The 21,240-nt window shown below is 63.6% G+C and carries 26 protein-coding genes, 1 tRNA gene and 1 pseudogene; 15 read left to right on the top strand and 13 right to left on the bottom strand.

Going from position 1 to position 21,240, the window contains the following annotated elements:
• Window positions 1-14: 14 nt before the first annotated feature.
• Entirely contained in the window at window positions 15-1,043 is a 1,029-nt protein-coding gene (gene cobC, locus AC56PL_RS05965) for an Rv2231c family histidinol phosphate aminotransferase CobC (protein ID WP_497153236.1), read from the bottom strand.
• 30 nt (window positions 1,044-1,073) lie between these two features.
• Here cobC and AC56PL_RS05960 point away from each other — a divergent pair, with 30 nt between their 5' ends.
• Together AC56PL_RS05960 and AC56PL_RS05955 are read left to right on the top strand one after the other, a co-directional pair.
• On the top strand, window positions 1,074-1,760 hold the full coding sequence (locus AC56PL_RS05960) for an HAD-IA family hydrolase (protein WP_497153235.1): 687 nt from the start codon (window positions 1,074-1,076) through the stop codon (window positions 1,758-1,760).
• Window positions 1,753-2,217 carry an arsenate reductase/protein-tyrosine-phosphatase family protein gene (locus AC56PL_RS05955; RefSeq protein ID WP_495515427.1) on the top strand — a complete coding sequence of 155 codons (465 nt, stop codon included), beginning with the start codon at window positions 1,753-1,755 and terminating at the stop codon, window positions 2,215-2,217. Before AC56PL_RS05960 ends, AC56PL_RS05955 begins: the two co-directional genes overlap by 8 nt.
• Window positions 2,218-2,251: 34 nt before the next feature.
• Here the strand turns inward: AC56PL_RS05955 and AC56PL_RS05950 are convergent, their stop codons facing one another.
• Window positions 2,252-3,295, bottom strand: coding sequence for a putative zinc-binding metallopeptidase (locus AC56PL_RS05950; RefSeq protein WP_495515426.1), 1,044 nt, complete (start codon window positions 3,293-3,295; stop codon window positions 2,252-2,254).
• Window positions 3,296-3,432: 137 nt separating this feature from the next.
• Between AC56PL_RS05950 and AC56PL_RS05945 the strand changes: the two genes are divergently transcribed.
• Window positions 3,433-4,341, top strand: a complete 909-nt coding sequence (locus AC56PL_RS05945) for an SURF1 family cytochrome oxidase biogenesis protein (protein WP_497153234.1) — start codon at window positions 3,433-3,435, stop codon at window positions 4,339-4,341.
• On the opposite strand, the gene AC56PL_RS05940 is transcribed toward AC56PL_RS05945, so the two are convergent.
• The gene (locus AC56PL_RS05940) at window positions 4,255-5,220 is read right to left on the bottom strand and encodes a cobalamin biosynthesis protein (protein WP_497153233.1); all 966 of its coding nucleotides are present in this window, start codon (window positions 5,218-5,220) and stop codon (window positions 4,255-4,257) included. The two genes, AC56PL_RS05945 and AC56PL_RS05940, sit on opposite strands and share 87 nt — an antisense overlap.
• A gap of 131 nt (window positions 5,221-5,351) precedes the next feature.
• Here AC56PL_RS05940 and AC56PL_RS05935 point away from each other — a divergent pair, with 131 nt between their 5' ends.
• From AC56PL_RS05935 to AC56PL_RS05925, 3 genes are read left to right on the top strand one after another with little or no spacing between them, the layout of a single operon-like run.
• On the top strand, window positions 5,352-6,728 hold the full coding sequence (locus tag AC56PL_RS05935) for a sulfite reductase subunit alpha (RefSeq protein ID WP_497153232.1): 1,377 nt from the start codon (window positions 5,352-5,354) through the stop codon (window positions 6,726-6,728).
• A gap of 5 nt (window positions 6,729-6,733) precedes the next feature.
• A complete protein-coding gene (locus AC56PL_RS05930; RefSeq protein ID WP_497153231.1) occupies window positions 6,734-7,621 on the top strand; it encodes a spermidine synthase in 888 nt (295 codons plus the stop codon).
• Window positions 7,622-7,668: 47 nt separating this feature from the next.
• On the top strand, window positions 7,669-8,679 hold the full coding sequence (locus AC56PL_RS05925) for an isopenicillin N synthase family dioxygenase (RefSeq protein ID WP_497153230.1): 1,011 nt from the start codon (window positions 7,669-7,671) through the stop codon (window positions 8,677-8,679).
• A 25-nt stretch (window positions 8,680-8,704) separates the two neighbouring features.
• Here AC56PL_RS05925 and AC56PL_RS05920 read toward each other — a convergent pair whose 3' ends face one another.
• Complete coding sequence (locus AC56PL_RS05920) at window positions 8,705-8,917, bottom strand: DUF1330 domain-containing protein (RefSeq protein WP_497153569.1); 213 nt, start codon at window positions 8,915-8,917, stop codon at window positions 8,705-8,707.
• 107 nt (window positions 8,918-9,024) lie between these two features.
• On the opposite strand from AC56PL_RS05920, the pseudogene AC56PL_RS05915 reads away from it, so the two are divergent.
• Together AC56PL_RS05915 and AC56PL_RS05910 are read left to right on the top strand one after the other, a co-directional pair.
• A pseudogene (locus AC56PL_RS05915) lies at window positions 9,025-9,300 on the top strand (isopenicillin N synthase family oxygenase); the annotation flags it as partial.
• Between the two features lie 125 nt (window positions 9,301-9,425).
• Window positions 9,426-10,442 carry an AraC family transcriptional regulator gene (locus AC56PL_RS05910; RefSeq protein ID WP_497153229.1) on the top strand — a complete coding sequence of 339 codons (1,017 nt, stop codon included), beginning with the start codon at window positions 9,426-9,428 and terminating at the stop codon, window positions 10,440-10,442.
• A gap of 58 nt (window positions 10,443-10,500) precedes the next feature.
• Here AC56PL_RS05910 and AC56PL_RS05905 read toward each other — a convergent pair whose 3' ends face one another.
• The 3 genes from AC56PL_RS05905 to AC56PL_RS05895 form a co-directional block, all read right to left on the bottom strand.
• Entirely contained in the window at window positions 10,501-10,806 is a 306-nt protein-coding gene (locus AC56PL_RS05905) for a YdhR family protein (protein WP_495515418.1), read from the bottom strand.
• Between the two features lie 2 nt (window positions 10,807-10,808).
• On the bottom strand, window positions 10,809-11,423 hold the full coding sequence (locus tag AC56PL_RS05900; protein ID WP_495515417.1) for a carboxymuconolactone decarboxylase family protein: 615 nt from the start codon (window positions 11,421-11,423) through the stop codon (window positions 10,809-10,811).
• Window positions 11,424-11,590: 167 nt separating this feature from the next.
• Window positions 11,591-12,277 (bottom strand): CPBP family intramembrane glutamic endopeptidase, encoded by a 687-nt coding sequence (locus tag AC56PL_RS05895; RefSeq protein WP_497153228.1) that lies wholly within the window; start codon window positions 12,275-12,277, stop codon window positions 11,591-11,593.
• 141 nt (window positions 12,278-12,418) lie between these two features.
• Here AC56PL_RS05895 and AC56PL_RS05890 point away from each other — a divergent pair, with 141 nt between their 5' ends.
• The gene (locus AC56PL_RS05890; protein WP_495515415.1) at window positions 12,419-12,871 is read left to right on the top strand and encodes a DUF4262 domain-containing protein; all 453 of its coding nucleotides are present in this window, start codon (window positions 12,419-12,421) and stop codon (window positions 12,869-12,871) included.
• 46 nt (window positions 12,872-12,917) lie between these two features.
• The gene (locus AC56PL_RS05885) at window positions 12,918-14,168 is read left to right on the top strand and encodes a vWA domain-containing protein (RefSeq protein WP_497153227.1); all 1,251 of its coding nucleotides are present in this window, start codon (window positions 12,918-12,920) and stop codon (window positions 14,166-14,168) included.
• Between the two features lie 80 nt (window positions 14,169-14,248).
• On the opposite strand, the gene AC56PL_RS05880 is transcribed toward AC56PL_RS05885, so the two are convergent.
• Together AC56PL_RS05880 and AC56PL_RS05875 are read right to left on the bottom strand one after the other, a co-directional pair.
• A complete protein-coding gene (locus AC56PL_RS05880) occupies window positions 14,249-15,016 on the bottom strand; it encodes an ABC transporter permease (protein WP_495515413.1) in 768 nt (255 codons plus the stop codon).
• A gap of 25 nt (window positions 15,017-15,041) precedes the next feature.
• Window positions 15,042-16,034 carry an ABC transporter ATP-binding protein gene (locus tag AC56PL_RS05875; RefSeq protein ID WP_497153226.1) on the bottom strand — a complete coding sequence of 331 codons (993 nt, stop codon included), beginning with the start codon at window positions 16,032-16,034 and terminating at the stop codon, window positions 15,042-15,044.
• A 94-nt stretch (window positions 16,035-16,128) separates the two neighbouring features.
• On the opposite strand from AC56PL_RS05875, the gene AC56PL_RS05870 reads away from it, so the two are divergent.
• Window positions 16,129-17,097: a helix-turn-helix transcriptional regulator gene (locus AC56PL_RS05870; protein WP_497153225.1), complete on the top strand. Its 969-nt coding sequence runs from the start codon at window positions 16,129-16,131 to the stop codon at window positions 17,095-17,097.
• Here the strand turns inward: AC56PL_RS05870 and AC56PL_RS05865 are convergent.
• Window positions 17,082-17,804, bottom strand: a complete 723-nt coding sequence (locus AC56PL_RS05865) for an ion channel (RefSeq protein WP_495516059.1) — start codon at window positions 17,802-17,804, stop codon at window positions 17,082-17,084. The genes AC56PL_RS05870 and AC56PL_RS05865 overlap by 16 nt on opposite strands.
• 121 nt (window positions 17,805-17,925) lie before the next feature.
• Between AC56PL_RS05865 and AC56PL_RS05860 the strand changes: the two genes are divergently transcribed.
• The 4 genes from AC56PL_RS05860 to AC56PL_RS05845 are packed head-to-tail and all read left to right on the top strand — an operon-like array spanning window position 17,926 to window position 19,997.
• Complete coding sequence (locus tag AC56PL_RS05860; protein WP_495515410.1) at window positions 17,926-18,384, top strand: OsmC family protein; 459 nt, start codon at window positions 17,926-17,928, stop codon at window positions 18,382-18,384.
• Between the two features lie 27 nt (window positions 18,385-18,411).
• The gene (locus AC56PL_RS05855) at window positions 18,412-18,621 is read left to right on the top strand and encodes a hypothetical protein (RefSeq protein WP_495515409.1); all 210 of its coding nucleotides are present in this window, start codon (window positions 18,412-18,414) and stop codon (window positions 18,619-18,621) included.
• 29 nt (window positions 18,622-18,650) lie between these two features.
• Window positions 18,651-18,875 (top strand): NfeD C-terminal domain-containing protein, encoded by a 225-nt coding sequence (locus AC56PL_RS05850; protein ID WP_497153568.1) that lies wholly within the window; start codon window positions 18,651-18,653, stop codon window positions 18,873-18,875.
• A gap of 24 nt (window positions 18,876-18,899) precedes the next feature.
• On the top strand, window positions 18,900-19,997 hold the full coding sequence (locus AC56PL_RS05845) for an SPFH domain-containing protein (protein ID WP_497153224.1): 1,098 nt from the start codon (window positions 18,900-18,902) through the stop codon (window positions 19,995-19,997).
• 87 nt (window positions 19,998-20,084) lie between these two features.
• Here the strand turns inward: AC56PL_RS05845 and AC56PL_RS05840 are convergent.
• From AC56PL_RS05840 to AC56PL_RS05830, 3 genes are all read right to left on the bottom strand, one after another.
• A tRNA-Val gene (locus tag AC56PL_RS05840) sits at window positions 20,085-20,156 on the bottom strand.
• A gap of 96 nt (window positions 20,157-20,252) precedes the next feature.
• Window positions 20,253-20,735: a redoxin domain-containing protein gene (locus AC56PL_RS05835; RefSeq protein WP_495515407.1), complete on the bottom strand. Its 483-nt coding sequence runs from the start codon at window positions 20,733-20,735 to the stop codon at window positions 20,253-20,255.
• Entirely contained in the window at window positions 20,732-21,154 is a 423-nt protein-coding gene (locus AC56PL_RS05830; RefSeq protein WP_482134955.1) for a DUF3052 domain-containing protein, read from the bottom strand. Before AC56PL_RS05830 ends, AC56PL_RS05835 begins: the two co-directional genes overlap by 4 nt.
• Window positions 21,155-21,240: the final 86 nt, after the last annotated feature.

Below are 21,240 nucleotides of genomic sequence, written 5' to 3'. Positions count from 1 at the left end.
CATCCCTGTAGCCGTCACCCGAGTACCTTCCTGATCGTGTCGACCAATCCGTCGACGGTCGTGCGGTCCCGGACCGCGAGCCGCAGATGGTTCGCGTCCATCCCGACGAAGTTGGCGCAGCTGCGGACCGCATAACCATGATCCCGCAGAGCCGCTTTGAGCGCGCTACCGTCTGCGACCGAGATGGTCACAAAGGATGCCGACGGCTCCCCGACCACCTCGATTCCCGCCGCAGTCAACGCGATGATCATCCAATCGCGTTGATCAACAACCGAAACCGCTTCGGCGTTGGCGTAACCGGTCGCAACGTCACCGGCGCAGAGCTCGAGCGCCGCGAGTTGCAGGGTGCCCAGCGGCCAATGCGGCCGTCGTCGCCCCAACCGCTCGAGGAGATCGGGCGATCCGAGGAAGTACCCGGCCCGCAGACCGGCCAGGGCAAACGTCTTGGTGATGCTGCGCAAGACCAGGATGTCGTCGCCGCGGTAGCCGGCCAGGCTCTGCGGCTCGCCCGGCACCACGTCGGCAAACGCCTCGTCGACAACGATGACGCGGCCAGGGCGACGCAGCTCCTCGATGGTTTGCCGGGGATGCAGCACCGACGTCGGATTCGTGGGGTTGCCCAGGACCACGAGGTCCGCGTCCTCGGGTACCAGCGCCGGGTCCAGCGTCCAGGGCGACGGCAACACCACCTGGTCGATGGCGACTCCGGCGCTGCGCAGCGCCCGCTCGGGTTCGGTGAACGACGGCTGGATCAGCGCCGCGCGGCGCGGTGCCAACTCCGGCAGCAGCGCAAAGCCCTCGGCGGCACCGGCGAGCAACAGCACCTCGGACGGATCGCGGTGGTGCCGCTCGGCGATCGCCGTGACGGCCCGCTGCTGATCGTCGGTGCTGGGATAGCCGGCCAGGTCACCGAGTCGTCGCGCCAGGGCGTCGAGAACGAACCGTGGGGTGTCGCCGCGGACGTTGACCGCGAAGTCGATCAGGCCTGGTTGGGCATCTGCGTCGCCATGGCGACCCAGGTCGGTCAGCTCGTCCGATTTCACAGTTGTCGAGCCTACGGGCAGGATGGAGTGGTGAGTTTGAGCAACAGGCCTGACCTTCCGGACCCGGCCGATCCTGCGACCATTCTGCTGTTCGACCTCGATGGCACGATCACCGATTCGTTCGACGGCATCGAGAAGAGTTTCCGGCATGCGCTCGCCGCGGTCGGAGCACCCGAGCCCGATCCGGCGCTGGTCGCCGGACTGGCCGGACCACCCATGATCGACAGCCTGCGGGACATGGATCTCGATGCCGCCGATGTCGAGACCGCGATGACCGCCTATCGGGAGCGTTACGTCGAGACCGGCTGGCTGGAGAACTCGGTCTTCGACGGCATGGCCGATCTGCTGGCCGATCTCGCACAGTCCGGTCGCCGGATGGCCGTGGCGACCTCCAAGAACCAGGACACCGCCCGGGCGATCCTCGAGCATTTCGGCCTCGCCTCGTATTTCGAGTACATCGCCGGGGCATCGAACGACGGCAGTCGGCGGAGCAAATCCGACGTGATCGCCCACGCCCTGAGCTCGCTCGGGATCACCGACGTCGCCACCCACCCGGTGGTCATGATCGGCGACCGGTCCCACGACGTCCACGGCTCGGCACAGTTCGGGATCCCGGCGATCTTCGTGGACTGGGGTTACTCCGTTGGCGATGAGGGGGCCGACGCCGCCTGGACGGTGGACTCGGTGGCCCAACTGAGAAAGCTGATCCATGGCTGAACCACTGCACGTCACCTTTGTCTGCACCGGCAACATCTGCCGTTCACCGATGGCGCAGAACATCTTTCGGCGAGCACTCGAAGACGCAGGTCTGGACGACAAGGTACGCGTGACCAGTGCGGGCACCGGCGGCTGGCACGTCGGCGAGCCGGCCGATGCCCGCGCTCGCACCGAACTCACGTCGGCAGGCTACGACGACGAACACACCGCAGCAAAGGTGGGCCCCGAACACCTCGGCGCCGACCTGCTGATCGCGCTGGACACCAGCCACGCCGAAGCCCTGCGCAAGCTGGGGGCCGGCGACCGGACCCGGTTGCTGCGCAGCTTCGATCCCGACGCCGATGACGTCGACGTCGCTGATCCGTACTACGGCAGCGACGACGACTTCCGGGTGGTGCGGACCCAGATCGAGGCCGCGATGCCCGGACTCCTCGATTGGGTACGCAGCCGCGTCTAGAGATCAGGCCGATCCGGATCAGACGCTTTCGAGATCAGAGAGCGGCAGGCGCGATCAGTCCGTGGATGAACCGCATCTTCTCGAGCACCTTCGCGGGCAGCACGAACGGATACAGATCATGGTGACCCATCGACCGGTTGATCTGATTCAGCGCCCAGGTCAGCGGTAGCCACAGATCGATGATCTGGTCGAATCCCACATCCCCCACCAGCACGCTGTCGAGTGTCGCTCCCGCAGGTGCCATCGCAAACGCGGCCGCGGTGTCGAGGGTGTCGCGGATGTGGAGATAGTGCGCAAAGGTCTCGGCCCAGTCCTCGGCCGGATGCATCGTCGCGTAGGACGAGACGTAATCCTGCTTCCAGTCGTCGGGCGGGCCCTGGCTGTAGTGCCGATCGAGCGCTGCCTGGTAGTCGTCGTCGGGGTTGCCGAAGAGCTCCTCGAACCGCGGTCGGTGCTCACCGGTCCCGACCAGCACCATTTGGTAGTAGTGCCCGATCTCGTGGCGGAAGTGCCCGATCAGGGTCCGGTAGGGCTCGTCCATCGACACCCGCAACTGTTCGCGGTGTACGTCGTCACCCTCGGCGAGATCCAGGGTGATCACCCCGTCGGCATGACCGGTGATCACCGGCGTCTTGGCGCTCGAGAGCAGTTCGAAGGCCAGCCCGGTCTGCGGATCGACATCGCGGCCTTCGATCGGCAAGCCCAGCTCACTGAGCTCGAGGATCACGCGTCGTTTGTCGGTCTCGGCGATGCCGAAGGCCGTGATCGCGTCGCTGTCCTCATCCGCCGGACGGGTCCGCGTCAGGCGGCACGATTCGCACAGCGTCGACGGATTCGGCTCTCCGTCAGGTGTGCTCGCACCCGGCTCCACCGGGGGTACCAACCAGTTGCACGAGATCAGCTTGAAGTTGGCACACCGGACGAGGGCCTCGCCATCGGTCTCGGTGGTGGCGTCCTCGTCGAGTGTGTACATGGTGCGCGACGGCAGATGAAACCCCAGCGGGCTATTGCAGCTCAAGCACAACGTGTTCTCGAAGGACAACTTCTGTCCACATTTACGACAGACCAGATCGCGCATTTGAGCCTCCCCAAGACGTGACGGACCGTCCGCACGCCAACCTCGCCAAGAGTAGCCAGGCCGAGGTCGGTCGGCAGGGTTCGAAGCCGGGTATGGGGAGTCGGGGGCCACATCGAGCAGCTCGGTACCGTATAGGGGTGCGCATCCTCCGTAGTTTCCTTCGGCCCGGCTGGCTTCTGCTCGCTGTAGTTGTGGTCGCTTTTGCGGTGGCGTGCTTCTGGCTTCTCGCGCCCTGGCAGTTGGGCAAGAACTCCAACACCGAACATCAGAACGACCTGCTCCGCAAAGCCGAGACCACGGACCCCGTGCCGATCGCCGATCTGTACAACGATGGGCAGCCGGTCAAGGATTCGGAGTGGCGCAAGGTAGCGGTGACCGGCACCTACCTACCGGAGCAGCAGGCCGTCGTCCGGTTGCGCCACATCGACGGGTCCCCCGCCTACGAGGTGCTCACACCGCTACGGAGCACCGACGGTGCCACCTACCTCGTCAATCGTGGATATGTGACGCCCGTGCAGGGCACGGCCCTGCCGCCGATCACGGCGCCACCCACCGATGAGGTCACGGTGGAGGCCCGGATCCGTTCCGCCGAGGGCACCAGTCCCGGCCGCGAGCCACGCGTCGAAGCCGGTGCCCTGCAGGTGTATTCCATCGATCCGACGGTCCTGAGCACCGTCGTCGATCTCCCGCTGACAAACGGATACCTCCAACTCGACGAGGGGCAACCCGGCGGCCTCGGGGCCATGGGACTACCCCAACTCGATTCGGGCCCCTACCTGTCGTACGGCTTGCAGTGGATCGCGTTCGGTGTGATGGCCCCACTGGGGTTGGGCTACTTCGCCTGGTCGGAGTACAAGCAACGCCGCGCCGCAAAAGAAGGAACGATCCCGAAGAAGCCCCGCGAACGCGGACGGCAGACCCGCGATGCGCTGGCCGCGTCATCGACCGGTGGCGCCGGTTCAGAGGTTCGCGGTGGGGTGGTCGGTTCGGGTCCGACGGCCGACCAGGACGGCAGCGACAAGCTGTCCGATCGCTACGGTCGCTAACGCTCCCACCTGTACGCGCCGCGACAGCTGCGCTGTCCGACGGACGTCCATCGCGGCGGGCGCCGGGCCCCGGCCGAGTACGGGCCGGTCCTCGATCCGATGGCGATAGACGGTCCGCCCACCGATCGACACACCGAGCGCCCCGGCGAACGAGGCCTCGACCACCCCCGCATTCGGGCTGGGATGAGCTCGGGCATCACGCCGGACCGCAGCCACCGCACGTCGCCGATTCGGTCCGATGGCAAACACCAGCGCAGCGGTCACACGCGCAGGCAGATAGTTCGCAACGTCGTCGAGTCGGGCGCTGGCCCACCCGAAGTACTCGTACCGCTCGTTGCGGTACCCGACCATCGCGTCGAGGGTGTTGATCATCCGGTAGGCCAGCAGTCCGGGAACGCCCGCCACGGCGCCCCACAGCAGTGGCGCGACCGCAGCATCAGATGTGTTCTCTGCCACTGATTCCACGGCCGCGCGTGCCATCCCGGATTCGTCGAGGCTGTTCGGATCGCGGCCGCACAGGCTCGGGATGAGCCCACGGGCAGTGTCGATGTGACCGGCTTCCAGCTCATCGGCCAACCGGTCGCCGACGGCCGCCAACGACGATCCGCCCAGCGCAACCCACGTGGCCAAGGCAACTCCGACCACACCGCAGCGTTGTCCGACGATTCCGGCACCCAGCGCAGTACCCACACAGACCGCGGTGAAGGCCGCTCCGGCCGACCGTGAATCGCGATACAGGAGTTGTTCGAGCTTGCCCGCCGATATCCCCATCCCGGCCACCGGATGCAATCGCCGCGGATCACCGAACCTACGATCGAGTAGATAGCCGATCGCCAACCCCGTGCTCCGGTGCACTCCTGATGACTTCACCGGCCACATCCTAGATCCACGCGATCGGCCGCCAACACCAGCTGAGGGTACCCTTAGCCAGTCTGGTGCCGCTTCAACGGAGCAGCGGTGCCCGACGCAGTGAACACGTACGCGCAGACTTCGGAGAGCACAGCCAGGCCATGAAAACTTCCAACCTGCCCGATGACGCCGAGTTCACCGGAGACGAGCGGCTGTGGTTGTCCGGCTTCCTTGCCGGCTACGACACCGGATCGACGTCCGGCACCACCGTCGCGACCCGCGAGGATGTACTCGCCCGCGCTCTGATCGCGCTACGTGAACTCGATACGACAACTGATGCACCGGAGATTTTGCACGCTGTGACCGCCACCACCGAAACCCCCGCTCTACCAAGGGCGGACAAACCGAAACGCTCCCCCTGGACCCGTAAGAACCCGTACGGCGCGACGCTTGTCGCGAACCGTCCCCTGCGCGGATCCGACTCTCGCAAAGATGTCCGTCACGTGGTCTTCGATCTCGGTGACAGCGACATCGACTACGAAGCCGGCGACGGCCTCGGCATCAAGCCGGTCAACGATCCGGCGTTGGTGGCCGCGCTGATCGAGCGCATCGGCGCCGATCCCGACGAGATGATCACCACCCGAGCCGGTGAGTCGAGACTCATCGACCTGCTCTCCCACGAGTACGAGATCTCGCTACCGACGCGCGAGCTGATCAACCACATGGCTGATCACTCCGGCGACGCCGAACTCGTCCACATTCTGTCGACGGAAGACCGCGAATCGCTCGAGGGCTGGCTGTGGGGCAAGGACGTCCTCGATCTCCTCGACCTCGAACCGACACTGCAGATCTCCGCCACCGAACTCATCGAACTGTTGCGCCCGCTCGCCCACCGCGTGTACTCGATCTCGTCGAGTCCACTGACCCATCGCGGCATGGTCCATCTGACCGTTGCGGCGGTGCGACACCGCAGCGCCGAACGCGATCGACGCGGACAGTGCTCGACGTACCTGGCCGACCGGATCAGCGCAGGCGGAACCGCGGGCGTCTTCCTCTCGAAGAACAAGTCGTTCCGTTTGCCGACCGATGACTCGGTACCGGTGATCATGATCGGACCCGGCACCGGCGTGGCGCCGTTCCGGTCGTTCCTCTACGAGCGCAAGGCCCGCGGCGCGCGCGGCCGCAACTGGTTGTTCTTCGGTGACCATCATCGCGCCACCGATTTCATGTACGAGGACGAAATCGTCCAGTTCCAACGCGACGGCATCCTCACGCGCCTCGACCTCGCGTTCTCCCGCGACCAGGAACACAAGATCTACGTCCAGGACCGGATGCGCGAGAACGGCGATGAATTGTTCCGTTGGCTCTCGGAGGGTGCGTACCTCTACGTCTGCGGCGACGCTTCGCAGATGGCCAAGGACGTCGACGCCGCGCTGCACGATGTGGTCGCTGAGCACGGTGGCCTCGACACCGACGCCGCCGAGGACTTCGTGAACACCCTCAAACGCGAAAAGCGTTATCTACGTGACGTGTACTGACGTCGATGGCCAAATCGCGCAAGGGTGCCCAGGCCGGCAAGACCGGGTCCCGCAAGTCCGTCCCGGCCCGCGAGAGCGAGGGGCCGCAGCCGGGCATCTACCCCATCGACACGGGCACCTGTGAACTCGTCCGCGATCACTTGACCGACGGCTGGATGATCACCGTCAACGGTGCGCAGAGCTCCCATATCAACCTGGCCGATCCGACGATGCTCGACTTCGAGTACATGCAGTGGATGGCCGAACTGATCGGTGATCATTGGCCCACCACCGAGCGGTTGCGTGCGCTGCACCTGGGTGCCGGTGCGTGTTCGATGGCCCGCTACCTGGCCGCCACCTACCCCGAAGCCCGGCAGGTCGCCGTCGACATCGACAAGCGGCTCACCGAACTGGTCCGCGAGTGGTTCAACCTGCCGCGCGCACCACTTCTGCGACTACGAGCGGGTGACGCGCGCGAGGTCACCGAGTCTCTCACCGACACGACCCGCGATCTGATCATCCGGGACGTGTTCTCCGGAGTGGTGACGCCGACCGCGCTGACCACCCTGGAATTCGTGACGCAGGTGCGACGGGTGTTGGCTCCCGGCGGTATCTACGTCGTGAACTGCGGAGACACCCGCGACCTGACTCTGGCGAGGGCCGAGGCCGCGACCATGGGCACCGTCTTCGAGCACATGGTGATCATCGCCGATCCCGCCATGCTCAAGGGGCGGCGCTACGGCAACATCGTGATCGCAGGCAGCGACACCGAGATCGGCCGGTCCCCCGCGCTGACCCGCGCACTCCTCGGCGGCGGTGTGCCTGCGCAGGTCTGGGACAACGCCCGGGTCCGTGAGTTCGCCGCCGCAGGCAAGGTGCTGCGCGACCCGGTGCCGGGTGACCTCTCGATCTAGTACGTCGGCGGTGGGCGAGAATTGCGCGACGGACTACCGTTGTCGATGTGCTTCCCGTGATCGATCTGGCCGAACTCGACACCCCCGAAGGCCGGCAACAACTTCGTTCCGTCACCCACGAGGTCGGTTTCTTCTACCTCGTCGGCCACGGGGTCGACCCGCAGCTCATCAGTCGAGTCCAGACCGCCGCCCACGCCTTCTTCGCCCTCCCCGACGAGGACAAACTGTCGATCGCCATGATCAACAGTCGCCACTTCCGCGGCTACAACCGCCTCGGTGGCGAGTTCACCAATGGCGAAGTCGACTGGCGTGAGCAGATCGACATCGGCCCCGACCGGGACCCGCTTGATCACGCAATGGGCTACATGCGTCTACAGGGGCCCAATCAGTGGCCCGCAGCATTGCCCGAATTACGTTCGGCGATCACCGATTACGACGCCGCCATGTCACGGGTGTCGCTCCGGCTGCTGCGCAATTGGGCCGCCGGACTCTCCGCCGACCCGCACCTGTTCGACGACACGTTTGCGCACGCCCCGGCCACTCTGATCAAACTGGTGCGCTATCCGGCCCGGCCTGCTGCGGCGGTGACCGGTGACCAAGGTGTTGGGGCACACAAGGATTCGGGAGTGCTGACCTTACTCCTGCTCGAACAGGGTTCCTCGGGGTTGCAGGTCGAGACCTCTGACGGGAGCTGGATCGACGCACCACCCCTGCCCGGCGCATTTGTCGTCAACATCGGCGAGATGCTGGAAGTGGCCACCCACGGCTACCTGCGGGCGACCAGACATCGGGTCCTGACACCACCCGGTGCGGGCGAGCGCCTATCGATTCCGTACTTTTTCAGCCCCGCCCTCGACGCGGTGATACCCACGGTCGACCTGCCTGACGAACTCGCAGCCAATGCCCGCGGCGTCGAACAGGATCCGGCGAATCCGCTCTATTCGACATACGGCGCGAACACCTGGAAAAGCCGAACCCGAGCCCATCCGGACGTATATGCACGCTGGTATCCGGACGAGGCCCGGATCGCCGGGGGACGAGACCGCCTCGGGCACTGACCCCCGGCGTCACCGATCCCCCGGCTCAGTTCTCGAGAATGTCGGTTGCCCGGTGGTCCGGATCGACACCTTCGAAAGTCGCGACGGTCCCGCGGGAATTGTTCACGCGCAGCGGGGCAATGGCCTGATAGGCATCCGAGTCGTACCAGCGCGCAGCGCCATCCGACGTCGGGAACCGGACCATGATGAGGTCCCCTGGCCATGTTCCTTCGACGACGTTCGGCTTGCTGCCGTGGATGGCAGGTAGTCACGTCGATTACCTCTCGGGTAATTCTCCGACTGCAATGGCGCCGATCCAGCTCCCGGAAAGACCCGGACACACCCGTGACGATGACGGCCCCTGCCAAATATCGCGTTCTGCCCCCGCCTGGCGCCGCCGAGCGACTGTCGATCCCCTACTTCTTCAGCCCCGCACTCGACGCGGTGATACCCACCATCGACCTACCGGCCGAGCCCGCCGCCAAGGCCCGCGGCGTCGAACAGGATCCGGCAAATCCGTTGTACCCGACCTACGGCGAGAACACCTGGAAGAGCCGTACGCGCGCCCTTCCGGACGTGTTCGCACGGCGGTATCCCGATGAGGCCCGGATCGTCAGCGGACCGGGCAGCGTCGCGCACTGACCCACAGCCACCCGCATTCCACGAACCAAGTGCGGGTTCAAATCTGGTCGATCTCAACTCTCGACCGTTGACGCAGGGCTCAGTAGATTTCGCATGGATCGTCGTTCTACGTCTGAAGGTGAGGCATGACCGCTGTACTCGGCTTCTCGCAGGCTCACGCAGATCCCGTTCATGCACATACGTCGTCGCGGACTTTCGAATCCTGTGACCCGGACAAAGTTCACCAGCACCTGACCGAGTCGTTGGGACCTCACCGGATGGAACTCCCCGATGGAGTGGTCGACTTCCTCGCCAAAGCGCAAGCAACCTCAATGCCCGGCGTCCAGGTGCACAGGATGACCTACGGCGGGGCAGCCGTTGATCTACGTCCCGAGCCGAACGACAACCACATCGTGGTCATCCATCCGCTCGCCGGCCGAATCGGTGTGAGTGCCGATTCAGTTGGTGTTGTCTCCAACCCCCTCCTGCCGGTTGTACTCGACGCGGGTAAGCGTTACCGGACGCACTGGAGCAAGAACAGCGTTGTGTACAAGGTCGTGATACACCGAGATCTGGCTCGCGACGTGGCCGCCGAGTCCTGTGGGCTCTCGGCCGAAAAGGTCTGTCTCGACTTCTCATTGCAACTGCAACCGTCCGGACCGGCAATCGAGACGTGGGGTCGCATGGTTGCAGTGATGGCTGCGCAGACCGGAGTCTTCGTGGACAGCAGGCTGCCCACGCTCACCGAGTTTCACCTTGCGCGGGCCACAGCATCGGCATTGCTCGACGCCTTTCCAGCCGCGATTCGAGTTTTGGGCGATGAACGCGTGCCGTTCATCTCGTGCCCACCGGTCGACCGCGCCGTCTCGTACATCGAGGAGCATGCCGGAGATCCACTCACGCTGCGAGACATCGCACTGTCGGTCGGCTTGAGTTCACGAGCGCTACAGGTGGCGTTCAGACGTCACCGGGATATGACGCCGATGGAATATGTGCGGAAGATCCGACTCCAGCGCGCGTACGACGAGCTGGCGGCGGCCGACCTCGAGAGCACCACAGTGGCCACCGTCGCGACACGGTGGGGTCACCACAATCCCGGACGCTTTGCGTCCGAGTTCCGCAGCGCCTTTGGGAGATACCCGAAAGAGGTTCTGGCGCAGTAACAAACACCGGAACTGCCGACGACGGTGTCTCGCCGCCGGCAGCTCGGATGTTACAGGGTCAGAGCTTCGGCAATCCATTCGTGCGGTTGCTGAGTTTTTCGTCAATACCGAACCGCTGAACATTGAAGTCCGAGAACTTCGGATGAGCCCGGAGCTGAGCCACCAGAGGGCCGGTCAAATAGGCGTCCACTGCGGCGTCATCCCGGAAGATGTAGAAACCTCCACTGCCGCCCTCGATTTCGAGCCATGTCTTACTCAGCAGTCCATCGACGCCGCCAAGGGCCCCGGCAAAGTCATCGGCGATGGCGCCGAGTTCTTCTGGTTCGGCGACGCTGGAGAAGGTCACCAGAATTGCGATGGCCATGGTCACCAGATCTCTACGTCAAGTGCCGAGAAGAACTTCGACAGCGCGGACATGTGGGCGGCAAGCTCGGTCAGCTCGGCGATCTCTGGATCGGAGTACCAGCGACGCAGGTTGTCGACTTCCTCATCGGTCACTTTGAACGCATGCAGAGCAATCTTGCGCGAGTAGTCGAAGACCGCAAGGACGCGCTCCTCGAATGCATCCCGATTCTCGTCGTAAGTGTGAATCTTGGCGACCAAGCTCTCTTCGGCGCCTTCGAACCGTGACGCCGCTGAATGCCATGCGATGCAGTACGGGCACTCCAAGGCAAACGCGACGACGAGGCCGACCAACTCGGCCAGTTGCGGGTCCTTCTTCGAGACCAGGCTCTCGCGAACGATGTACCAGTCCTTGTCGAGCCATGCCTTCAGCAGGCCGGGGCTCAGCCCGAGGACGCGGATGAACTGACTCACCCACTCGTGATGCGCATCGCTTCCCTTCTCTCGAAAGGGGTGATCGACTGTCTGCGCGATCTGGAAATACTCGCCGCCTGTCTTCTTGGCGTAGTCGTCCAGGACCTGCTTGGCCTCAGGAGACAGGCTGTCAAGATCGGGGACGAGTTTAACGCGGGGCGCCATGGTTTCTCCTTCAATTCTCGAATGTTCCACCTACAAGTCAACCGCCCGAACGACTTTGCCAACAGCCACGAAACGCACAGCGCTGTACAGATTGCGCACCCGCGGGCAGTCCGGCCCCTAATTGAGCACACTGTTGGTTCCGGCTTTCGTCGTTATCGGTGAGAGCTTCACCCCGCCAGATGCCACGCCAACGCCGCACCGAGTGCACCGGTGCCGTTGACCGCCCAGTGAAAAGCGATCGGCGCCAACAGGCTGTCGCTTCGTCGTCGCAGCCAGATGAAGATCAACCCGGACACACCCGTGACGATGACCGCTCCCACCACTCCGGCGATCTGCGCCATCACCCCCGATCCGAGCAGGTCGGTCAGACCTCCGTTGCCTTCGGTCAAACCGAGGGACGACGAGACGTGCCAGAGGCCGAACAACCCTGCACCGGCCAGATAGACGACCCGCACCGACGCGACCCGCACCAGGGTCGCGTTGAGCACACCCCGGAAGAGAAGTTCTTCGGGGATCACCGTCTGCAGCGGAATGATCACAAACGCACCCCACAGCGCCACCGACACGGTGTCGTAGTGATCTGACAAGTACAGGGACCGGGTCCACGGCAGCAGCGCGCCACCGATCGCGATGACCGCAACGGGGATCAGGATCGCCGCAGCCCATGTCAGTCCCTTGCGGTGTTGACTGCGGGCCAGTCCCAACTCATTCCAGCCATATCCCCGCCACCGGGCGTAGATGAGCAAGCCGAGTGCTCCGAGTGGGACAAACAAAGTAATCGCATGGTCGAACGTGAAATGGGCTAGCACGTTGATCAGCGCGAGGACACCGACCACCACCGCCACATCACGCATCCGCCGAACTCTATCGGTCGGTGGCGTAGCGGGCCGACTGCTTTGTCGATTCGATTGTCGGAGCCGGGTATTAGGGTGCTCCGCATACGCGATCGGCTTTCGAAGATCGCCGCCACACACCCACCGAAACAGGAGGCCACGATGCACGTGCAGTCCGATCCCGTCGACTTTGCCCATCGCGCCATCGCCAAGCGGTATTGGACCGTCACCGCGGTCCGCGCCAACCCCGGGGCAGGCTTTCCGTCGCACGCGTACACCACAGGACTGACCTCGCTCGGTCATCCCGAGTTGATCGTGTACGGACTCGAGCCGGGTATCGCCGGGTCGATCCTCAACACCGTCGGCCATCGGATCGCGCTGGCGGGGGGCAAACTCACTGCGGGTGAACGCCTCTCCGGATTCATCGCGGACGATCTCGACCTGATGGTGATCGAAGCACTCACCACGAGCGACCTCAGAGTCGCGCACGCGGTGTACGGCGAGGTGTCGGCGTGGCAGTTGGTGTGGCCTGACGCCACCGGCGAATACCCCTGGAGCACTCAGTACGGCATGGCCCGCACGGCGCAGCCGCTCGCAGGCCTACCCGCCGCCTGAAGTCTGCGTCCCGCGCGGACCTATCGGGGCTGTAGATAATGGGCCGATGGTTTCCCTGACGCGTGGCGCCAATACTCCCATCGATACCGGTCCTTTGACGGTTGAGGTCTCTGGAGCCCAACCCGGCATGGTCGATGTGATGGCCTTCCAATTGGCAGGCAATCACAAGACGCGCACCGACAACGACTTCATCTTCTTCAACCAGCCGACTTCCCCGGAAGGCGCTGTTGTCCTGTCCGGGACCGCCACACTCTCGATCGACCTCTCGCGAATCCCCACCGACATCGACACCATCGCCATTGCGGTCGCCTGCGATGAGGGTTTCACCGCGGGCCTGGCCTCGCTGCCCGGCCTCGCCGTCGCCGTCAGTGGCTCCGACGTCACGGTGGAACTGCCGGCCAGCGGACTCACGACCGAGCGTGCGGCCGTACTCGGCGAGGTCTACCGGCGCAGCGGTCAATGGAAGATCCGGAACGTCAGCGCCGGATGGGACCGCGGATTCGCCGACCTCGTCCGCGAGCACGGGGTGAGTGTCGACGACGCCCCGGCCACACCCCCACCGACCGAACCAGAAGTGAGAAATATTGCGGGAGAGGAGAAACTCTCTCTCGAAAAGCGTCAGCGCCTCGATATGCGAAAGCGTGAAGTCCACAAGGTTCTGCTCTCCAAGAACGCCACCGGTGTGCGCGCTCGGGTCGTCATCGTCATCGACAAGACCGGGAGCATGGCCAAGCAGTACTCCAAAAAAGTGATTCACCGCGTTGTCGAGCGAATGTTGGCCGTGGCCACCCAGATCGACGACGACGGACAGCTCGAGCCGTACATGTACGCCAAGTCCTTCGTCCGGGTGCCGGACATCAGCGTCGGCAACATCGAAGCCTGGACCGGCGAGTACCTCCACATCTACGGCAAGCACGGCGGGTTCGACTACGACGAGATCGGTGCCACCAACGACGAGCTGCCGATCATGAACGAAATCCTCGGTTCGGTGACTCCGGGGTATCCGGTGCTGGTCCTGTTCTTCACCGACGGCGGATTCCGTAAGAAAGGCCCGATCACCGATTTGATGCGGGCGGCGTCCAACGTCCCCGTCTTCTGGCAGTTCGTCGGCATCGGCAAGGCGAACTACGGCGTACTCGAACAGCTCGATGAGATGGACGGCCGTGTGGTCGACAACGCCGGCTTCTTCGCCCTCGACGACATCGACAAGGTCTCCGACGACGAGCTCTACCAGCGGCTGCTCTCCGAGTTCCCCGACTGGCTCCGCGCCGCCAAGGCCGCAAACATCCTCACCTGACCCACCCCGAAAGTGTGCCCTTTGGCCTACCCCACCTGGGGTTTTTGTTCGCCAAAAGGGCACAGTTTCGGAGGGCGGGGTCAGGCTCGGGAGGCCGCGCCCATCGCCCGAATGCCCACGGCCAGACCGCCGCACGCCATCAAGATCGCGGCCAGTGCACCGGCACCGATCACCGAGAAATCGAAGTCGCCGACAAAGAGCGCCCGTTCGGCTTCGACGACGTAGTGCAACGGATTGATGTTGACCAGAAACCGCATCCATCCGGGTGCGTCGTCGAGCGGCAGCATCGTTCCCGACAGGATCAGCAGCGGGAACATCAGGGTCTGCTGCACGGTCCAGAACACCCAATCCTGGTCGCGGACAGCCAGCGCCAAGCTGTACGACAACGACCCCAGTCCGACACCGAAGACGGCCAGGATTCCGATCCCGATCACCGCTCCCCCGATGTTGATGTCGAAGCCCAGCGGCAATCCGATCAAGAGGATGACCACTGCCTGCGCCGCCAGCGGGACCATCTCTTTGAGAGCGCGGCCGAGCAGCAGCGAACTGCGGCTCAGTGGGGTCACCAGCATCCGTTCATGACTACCGCTGTGCATCTCATCGAGCAGGTTGGCGCCGGTCATCGAGGTTCCGAAGATCGCGATCATCGCAAGTACACCCGGGATGAACCAATTCCAGACGTTGCCCGAATCTGCCGCGCCCGGAACACCTTTGAGAAGCGGGCCGAACAGTGCCAGCAGAATCAACGGTTGCACCAGGCTGAAGATTACCGTGAACGGGTCACGGATGGTGGGACGTAGCTCGCGAACCAGGACGATCGAACTGTCTCGGACGATGTTTGTTGTCATCTGAATTCTCCTTGGATGCAGTGGATCAGGCGGCTGCGGATTCGCGCAGGCTGCGCCCGGTGAGTGAGAGGAAGACGTCGTCGAGGGTCGGACGGGTCGCCTGTGCCGTTCGAATGGTGATCGCCCGCTCGGTGGCCGCGGCGATCAACTTCGGCAGCATCACATCGGCGCCCTCCACCTGCAGTCCCACGGTCAGTGCGTCAACTGTGGCGCCCCGGGTCTGGTCAAAACTTGTTGCCAGGCGGGCCAATTCGTCGGCGTCGGCGGTCGAGTCCACGGTGAACTCGATGCGGTCGCCGGACAGTTTGTCTTTCAGCGCAGCCGCGGAGTCGTCGGCGATCACGGTGCCCTTGTCGATGACGACCACCCGTTCGGCCATCGTGTCGGCTTCTTCGAGGTAGTGCGTGGTCAGCACAATGGTGGCTCCGGTCTCGGCGCGCAGTCGTTGGATGTGTGTCCACAGGTTGGCTCGGCTCTGCGGATCCATCCCGGTGGTCGGTTCGTCGAGGAAGATCACCGGCGGCCGATGAACTATCCCGAGGGCGATGTCGAGGCGGCGACGTTGCCCACCCGATAGAGTGCTGACTTTCCTGTTCTCCATGCCGCTCAGATCGAGCGCGCCGATCAGTTCATTTGCACGGGCAGCACTTTCGGACTTCTTCATGCCGTAGCACAGCCCCTGGGTCACGAGTTCTTCACGGACGCGCTGGTTGTTGCCACCGCCGTTTCCCTGGCCGACGTAACCGATCTGGCGCCGGACGGCGTCCGGGTCGTCGGCGATGTTGTGGCCGGCAAGCCAGGCCGAACCCGAGGTCGGCCGCAGCAGCGTGGTGATCATGCGTAGGGTCGTAGATTTTCCCGCCCCGTTCGGACCGAGCAGGGCCAGCAGCTCCCCTTCGGCCACGGTCAGGTCGATTCCCTTGACCGCCTCAACAGTGTTCTTCCCCTGTTTGAATGTCTTGGTCAGTGCCGCGACCTCGATCGCCGGCGCCGTCTTACCGGTGCTGATTGTCATCATGTCCCTCCAGAAGGTTGCCCGTGAACTGCGTTGACATGAAGTTACGACGCAATGAGGACAGAATCAGTCCGCAATATCTGGCATGGTGAAAAGCATGTTGGACACGTCAGCGCGACTGCTCCGCCTACTGAGCCTGTTGCAGACCCGCAAAGAATGGTCGGGTGCAGATCTGGCCGAACGCCTGAACATCACCACCCGTACGGTCCGTCGGGACATCGACCGACTCCGCGAACTCGGCTATCCGGTGGACGGCACGGTGGGTGTCGGCGGCGGCTACCAACTCGGCGCCGGCGCCGAGATGCCTCCGCTGCTCCTCGACGACCAAGAGGTCCTGGCGGTGGCGCTCGGGCTCGGAGCCGGTGCCACGGCGTCGGTCACCGGGCTCGACGAAGCCGGAGCGCGGGCGATGTCGAAGTTGCGGCAGGTGATGCCATCTCGGCTTCGTCACCGGCTCGATTCCCTCCAGATCGATGCCACCCCGATGCGGGCGTACGTGTCCCAGGTCGAGGCGACCGTCCTGTCCGACGTTGCGGCGGTCTGCCATCGTCACGAACGCCTGCGTTTCGACTACCGCGCCCGCGACGGTGCCGAGACCCGGCGCGAGGTGGAACCATATCGGTTGGTGCGCAGCGGATTACGCTGGTATCTACTGGCCTGGGACCTCGGACGCGACGACTGGCGCTCATTCCGCGTCGATCGCCTCACCCCGAAGATCCCGACCGGCCCCCGCTTCACCCCACGCGAACTCCCCGAAGGTGGTGCTGCGGCGTTCATCGCCGCCAGCATCGGGTCGGTGTACCGCCAGTCCACTGCCCGGGTGCGAATCCACAGTCCACTCGAACAGGTTGCGGAGATGGTCGATTCCGCCTGGGGCGAAGTCGAGTCAGGTGATGTCAACAGCTGCGAGGTATCGCTCTTCGGTAAATCCCTGACGTCGATTGCCCGCTGGCTGTACGCATTCGACGCCGACTTCACCATCATCTCCCCCGCCGAATTGCGCACCGAATGCCGCATCGTTGCAGACTTCCACCTCAAGACCGCCGAGCGTTATCGCAACGCCTGATCAGCGTTCTGACCGGCTGCCGCGCCGCTACCCGGCAACGGCACAGGAATCGCTGCCGCCAGCATCACCTTGAGCTCTGCGACTTCACTCCGGAGCAGATCGATATGCGCAGCGGTTGCCGCCTGGTTGGCCGTGTCCTCCTCTGCAACCCGCTGCACGATCCAGGATGCCAACGTAGCGGTGACCACACCGATCAGGCTGATCCCTCCGATCATCAAGAGTCCCGCGATGACTCGGCCCGTTGCCGAAACCGGCGCATAGTCCCCATATCCGACTGTCGTCACAGTGGTGATCGACCACCACAGCGCCTCGCCGAATGACCGAATTCCTGCTTCGGCATGAGGTCGCTCGGCTTCCAGAATCGCCAGCGAAGCAACATAGATGAGCAGGATCGCACTGGCCACCGTGTAAATGATCACCCGTCCTCGGATGACACCGCCCACCACCTTCTGGAACACACCGATCAAGATGACCAGGCGCAGGAGTCGCAGCGGCCGCAGGATGGGCAATGCGACGATCGCGAGGTCGATGAGGTGCCGGCAGAACCATCGAAACCGCTGCGTGGCCAACAGCAGTCGGCAAACATAGTCCACGGCGAATGCCAGCCACGTCACCGCGACCACCGCCGACAGCGCGCGTTCGGCAATCCCTTCCGGGCGGGCCAGTACCTGCATCGAATAGGCGACAAGGAAAATCACCGCAACCATTGCCAAAGGCCACTCTGTGCGCTTCTCCCAGAGCCCGAGCTTGTCGACCTGGCCTCCCACAATGTTCTCCACGACCACAACACAACCACCTTCGTTGGGCGGTCAGAAGTTACGGTGCCTTATGGCGACTCACACGTATTCATCGCATCTCGTCTGGCAAGGTTCGACCGGCAGCGGGTATCGCACATATTCGCGGGATCACCGGGGCGTGACGCCGCCGGCGCTCGACGAGATCGGGCTGAGCGCCGACCCGCATTTCCGGGGCAGCGAGCAGTTGATGAACCCCGAACAACTTGTTGTGCTGGCAGCGAGTTCATGTCAGTTGCTGTCGTTCCTTGCCGTTGCCGCTCGCGCCGGAATCGACGTTCTCGGCTACGAGGACGATGCGTCCGCGGCAATGGACGATGCCGACACACCGATCCGCATCAGCACGATTGATCTCTCTCCCACCATCCGGGTGGCGCCTGGCACGGACCCCGATCACGTTCTGGCCCTTGTCGAGCAGGCCCATCACGAGTGCTATATCGCCAATTCGCTAAATACCGACGTCACGGTCACCGCGACAATTCACATCGAATGACGTGACCACCCCGGCTATATTCGACCCGTGCCCACCACTGATTCGGCGAAGAGCGCCTCGCTCACCAAAAACCTCCTTGTGATCGTCTTGATCGTCTCGATTCTCTTGACCGCCCTGGCGATCTACGACATCGTCAACGACGACCACAGCCTCAGCGTGTGGGTGGCCATCATCTGCTGGCCCGTCGTCGCGATTGCCAACGGCATCAAGCTCTTCAAATTGCGCAAGAACCGCTGAGCCCCAAAGGCCCGACGCCCGTGGAACCGATGGTCGGCAAGCTCGGCACCGTGCACCTCTCCATCGAGGCCGGTGGATATGGTGAGGTCGTCCTCAACGTGAGTGGCGCAAGCCAACTATTTGTCGCGACGTCGTCGGTCGACATCGCTCGCGGCGACAGCATCTTGGTGATCGACAGGACCGACGACGGGAGCCTGATCGTCGAAAAATGGTTCCCGACACCGAATGCCGCTGCACGCCAAGACAACTGGTGAATACAACTGAAAGCAGGATGACAGATGCTCGGTTATCACGTGCCCGATCCCGACGAGGCGATGATCATCTCCGGAAAGAAGTCGCACGACGAGAACGCGCCGTTCCTGGTGATCATCGGTCATGGCAAATGGGTGATGCCGTTCTTCCGCCGCGTCAGTTACCTGTCGCTGGCGATGCATGAGGCCGCCATCGAAGAGACCTGCGTGACCACACAGGGCATCCAGCTCAAGGTCCGCGCGGTCATCGCGCACAAGGTCGGCTCGGACACGGAATCGATTGTCAACGCCGGACAGCGATTCATCTCCGAACAGTCCAACGAGATGAATCAGTTGACCGGACAGATCTTTTCGGGGCACCTGCGCTCCATCGTCGGTTCGATGACCGTCGAGCAGATCATTCGTGAACGCGACACTCTGGCCCGGCAGGTCCTCGATGCGTCGAAGCGCGAGTTGACCCTGATCGGATTGAAGGTCGACTCGTTCCAGATCCAGTCGATCGACGACCTCGGTTCGGGTTACATCAAGTCGCTCGCCGCCCCTGAGGTCGCGCGGGTGCAACGCGATGCCGCTGTCGCCCAGGCAGCTGCCGAGCAGCAAGCTGTGGAAGCCCAGCAGAAATCTGCACGGGCACAGGCGGACTACGAGCGCGAGACCGCCCTCAAGCGGGCCGAGATCAAATCCCAGACCGACAAGGCCAACGCCGAAGCTGCGCAGGCCGGTCCACTCGCCCAGGCCCGCGTGACCCAGGAGATCACCACGGAACAGACCAAGTTGGCACAAACCACGGCGGAGCTGCGCGAGCGCCAACTCCTGTCCGAGGTGATCAAACCTGCCGAGGCCGAGGCACAGCGCACGCGCATCCTGGCCGAGGCCGAGGCCGACGCCATCAGGATCCAGGCTGCTGCCGCGGCCGAGAACGACCGCATCTCCCTCGATCAGCTACTGATCGAGCAGCTGCCCGAACTCGTCGAAGCGGTGTCCAAGGGCTTGGCAGGCGCCAACCTCACCGTGTTCAACGGCGCCCAAGGCGTCAACGAACTCGCGACGAACGTCGTCGCACAGGGGATCTCGATCCTCGATACGGTGCAGGGCCGATTCGGTCAGAAAACAGAAGAAGGCTGACGCCGCTCGCGTTTCTCACATTCGCTCGCGCTACAGAGCGAGCGAGTGTGAGAACTGTGAGCAAGCTTGCCCGTTGTTCGATGTCGGTGCGCGCAGAGGGATTTGAACCCCCGACCGCTGGTGTGTAAGACCAGAGCTCTACCGCTGAGCTATACGCGCATGGCGGCTGAACGAAGGCGAGTTCGCCAGCCGCGACGGCGAGAGAAAACATTCGGACTCGCCGCCCATCCGATCACCCGAAGGTGCCGGACACACTCAAGAATTTAGCGTGGCCAGAGCTTTCTCCCAAAGCGACTGGTCACGGACCTGACCGGGATCCATCATTTCCGAAAAAGTGATGATTCCGTTCTTGTCGATGACGAATGTTCCACGATTGGGGTAGCCCTTGTCGTTGTTCAGGACGCCATAAGCCTGGGACACCTCGCCGTGCGGCCAGAAGTCGGCCAGGATCGGGAACAGGTATCCCTGAGCCGACGACCACACCTTGTGCGTGGGCGAACTGCCTACCGACACCGCGACGAACTCGGAATTTTCGTTCGAGAACAACGGCAACCGATCCCGGACCATGCTCAGTTCGCCTTCGCAGGTCCCGGTGAACGCCAGTGGAAAAAACACCAGCAGAACGTTCTTCTCACCGCGGTAGTCGGAGAGACTGACCATCTGGTTGTTTTGATCACGCAGGCTGAAGTCGGGAGCCTCGGTTCCCACCTTGAGCTCCCGACCGAGAGAGGAAGTCATGCTCTCTTGCCGACCCGCGTCTTCGGTTGGACCAAACGTGATCCCAGCCATTCACCGAAACTGACGGCACTGGTCTGGGTGAGCCCTGCGGTAGGAGCCGCCTCTGCGACCTCTGTGGGGTCGACGTAACCGTCAGCCCCGGTCTTCGGTGACAACACCCAAACGAAACCGTCGTCGGCGAGTGGCGTGATGGCATCCATCAACGCATCGACCAGATCGCCGTCACCGTCGCGCCACCACAGCACAACCATGTCGATGACCTCGTCGGAATCCTCGTCGACCATCTCAGCGTCGATGGTGTCTTCGATGAGGCCGCGCAAGTCGTCGTCGGTGTCCTCATCCCACCCCAGTTCTTGCACAATCATGCCCGCTGTCACTCCCAGCTTCTGGGCACGATCACCATCTGAAGCGGCAACCAACGCGACGACCTCCTGTCAAAAAAATGGGTGAACACGGTCCGTGCCCACTTTGATCACTCAAGCGAACAGGGTAAACCCCCAAGTTG

Source organism: Williamsia sp. Y721, from assembly GCF_059683565.1.
The sequence above is the reverse complement of the archived record's forward strand: the minus strand, read 5'-3'. Positions and strand labels throughout refer to the sequence as shown.